The sequence below is a fragment of the Burkholderiales bacterium genome (assembly GCA_035560005.1).
Classification (GTDB): Bacteria; Pseudomonadota; Gammaproteobacteria; order Burkholderiales; family Eutrophovitaceae; genus DASRFY01.
On the sequence record DATMAN010000091.1, the window covers coordinates 1 to 2,941 of the forward strand.

The 2,941-nt window shown below is 66.0% G+C and carries 2 protein-coding genes and 1 tRNA gene; 1 reads left to right on the plus strand and 2 read right to left on the minus strand.

Features of this window, described 5'->3' with window-relative positions; genetic code table 11:
- The first annotated feature begins 108 nt into the window (after positions 1 to 108).
- The gene (locus VNM24_13655) at positions 109 to 1,317 is read left to right on the plus strand and encodes an IS256 family transposase (GenBank protein HWQ39627.1); all 1,209 of its coding nucleotides are present in this window, start codon (positions 109 to 111) and stop codon (positions 1,315 to 1,317) included.
- 152 nt (positions 1,318 to 1,469) lie between these two features.
- Here VNM24_13655 and VNM24_13660 read toward each other — a convergent pair whose 3' ends face one another.
- Together VNM24_13660 and VNM24_13665 are read right to left on the minus strand one after the other, a co-directional pair.
- Entirely contained in the window at positions 1,470 to 2,714 is a 1,245-nt protein-coding gene (locus VNM24_13660) for a tyrosine-type recombinase/integrase (protein ID HWQ39628.1), read from the minus strand.
- A 90-nt stretch (positions 2,715 to 2,804) separates the two neighbouring features.
- Positions 2,805 to 2,896, minus strand: a tRNA-Ser gene (locus tag VNM24_13665).
- Positions 2,897 to 2,941 lie beyond the last annotated feature (45 nt).

The window sequence follows — 2,941 nt, forward strand, 5'->3', positions numbered from 1 at the left end:
GGTAGTGTCTTGAGTCTGGTGGAAAAGTAGAAATCGCGTCATCATCCGGCGCAGTTCAAGCCAAGAGCTGCGCGCCCGCTTGGCGGCGGGTGCCGGGAGGATGACGCGATGGAGCACTGTACCAAGAAGCCAGGCGAGGAGAAAGAGGTTCCGGCGTTCGGCCCTGACAGCATCGAGCTGGCGATGCGGTTGCGAATCCGAGACACGATCGAAGAGCTGGTGCAGCAGGAGCTCGAGTCTGCGCTGGGCGCCGTCAAATCGGCACGCGTTGGCGAGACGCGCCAAGGCTATCGGCATGGGACGCGGGAGCGGACGCTGACGACGAGCCTGGGGCCGACGACGATCGCGATGCCGCGGGCGCGGGTGCGTGACGGCGAGGGGACGCGCGCCGCGTGGCGGAGCGAGACGGTGCGCCGATATCAGCGCCGGACCACGCGCGTCGACGAAGCGATTCTGGGCGTGTACCTGGCGGGCAGCAACACGCGGCGCATCAAGGGCGCCTTGGCGCCGCTGCTGCGCGGCGGTCCGCTGTCGAAGGATGCGGTGTCGCGGCTGGTCGGCCGCCTGCGCGAGGACTTCGAGACGTGGCGCGCCCGTGATCTCGTCGACGAGGATATCCGCTACGTGTTCATGGACGGCTGGTATCCGAAGGTGCGCATCGGTGGCCGCCGCGAGCGGGTCCCCGTACTGGTGACCTTGGGTGTGCGGGCGAATGGCGACCGCGTGGTGCTCGACATGCGCTTGGTCGGCGAGGAGAGTGCGGCGAGCTGGGCGGAGGTGGTCGCGAGTCTCGTGGCTCGCCACCTGGCGCGGCCGGTCCTGGCGGTGATCGATGGAAATCCCGGCCTGTGCAGCGCGCTGCGGTCGCATTGGCCGGGGATCGCGCTTCAACGCTGTACTGCGCACAAGCTCCGGAATCTCCAGGCCAAAGCGCCGGCGCGACTGCGGGAAGAGCTCACGGAAGACTACCGCCGAATGATCTACGCCGAGACGGTTGCGGCGGTCGAGCACGAGCGCGCCCGGTTCACGAAGAAATGGCAGCTGCGCTGCCCGGCGGTGGTCGAGAGCCTGAAGGAAGCCGGCCATGACCTGTTCACCTTCCTGCGCTTTCCGCCGTCGCAGTGGAAAGCCTTGCGCACGACGAATGCGCTCGAGCGGATCAACGAGGAATTCCGGCGACGCACCAAGACGCAAGCAAGCTTGCCGGGACAGGACGCGGTCCTCCTGCTGCTCTTCGGTTTGCTGCGCAGTGGACAGGTGAAGTTGCGAGCGCTCGTCGGATATCAAGATATGGGGCAGGTGAAGAAGGCGGCGTAGGTCACATCAGGACGCCGGCTGATGACGCGTTGAACTTTTCCACCACTTGACAGACACGACCGCAATGCCACTGGCCATATCGGACGTGAGCGACGGTCAGAAGAGCGTGCAGGTTTGCTTTTCGCTCTCCCAACTCGTCGCAATTGAAAGGCTCAGCTGCGACCACCCTGGATAGCCGTCAGCTTCGGCCTGCCTTCGAACGCATCCTGCAGGATCCTCGTCAACCTGGCCTGCCGCTCTGGCACCCAGCGCGCGTAGTGCTCGCGCACGGTCTTCTCGTCATCCCCAAGCAGATCGGCCACGTCCGCGACAGGCACGCCCTTCTCCAGGAGAATCCGCGCGAACGTGTGCCTGAACCTGTGGGGCGTAGGCGGTTCTTCGAACGGCCCGGCGAGCTCGAACGCCCTGGCAAGCCGCCGGCGCCAGATGTTGGTGACGGTCTCGAGGCGTTCTGATCGCGCGAGGATGAACGGCCGTTCTCCGAAGCGTTCGGCACGCGCCTTCAAGCGGTCGCGCAGCCAGTCGGGAATGTAGGCGAAGACGTCGCCTCCGTTCTTGGTGGCCCGGATGAAGACCTGGTTCCCCTGCAGGCGGCTGATGTTGAAGAATGTCGCATCAGAGATCCGGAACCCGGTGTAAACCATCAGCCAGACCAGATCCTTCAGATCCTCGCCGGTCCAGACGCCAGTTCCGGTCTCGTTCTTCCACTCGACCTTCACCTGGTCGCAGGCCTCGATGATGCGGTGCAACTCGTCGTCGGTGAACGGCGCCTTGTTCTTCGCCTTGCTCGACCCCACCGGGGCCTTGATGTCCGCGCTGACGGGTGACTCGGGAATCCACCGCCGGTTGACGCAGAACCGGAAGAACGCCCGCAGGGTCGTGAGGCGCTTCGCCCTGGCGCGCGGGCCGAGCTTCCAGCTGGCCCAGAACCGGTCGATGTCGGCGGGCGTGAACTGGTCGATCAGCACATATCCGCGGCTGTCGGCGTACGCGAGCATCTGCTTGGCGAACGTCCGGTACTTGCGCAGCGTCGCCGGCGCCAGGCCGGCCGATTCGCGATGGGTGATGAAGACGTGGCAGGCGTCCTCGATCGTGATGCGCGACTTCATCGGGGCGGGTGCAGGCTCCGGGGTCGCTTGCACCGGGGGCGGCGCCGGCGTTCCCGTCCACGAACCGGCCTTCTCGTAGGCTTCGGCGATCCGGTGCGCTTCAGCCCAGTCCGACGTCCCGGTGGCCTTCCGCGAGAACCTGCCGCCGAGCGTGCCGGACATGTGGATCTGGCAGGCGCACCTGCGTCCCCAGCCCTTGCGGCGCTCGTCGAACTCGCTGGATCGCGACTGCCAGGGCCGGCCAGCCTCGCACTCCGGCCGGTGACGGCGGTAGAGATGCAGCCTCATCCGCGCTCCCGTGTGCGGACGAGTCTAGCACGCGTTGCACCGGATTGCACCCCAGATGGGCGCGATCACCGCAAGTTGTTGATTTGATTGTGGCGGAGAGGGTGGGATTCGAACCCACGTGCCGCTTTAGGCGGCAAGACGCTTTCGAGGCGCCCCCGTTACGACCACTTCGGTACCTCTCCGCAAGATCACCCCGCGATCGGATGGACCGACCGAACAGCTGGATC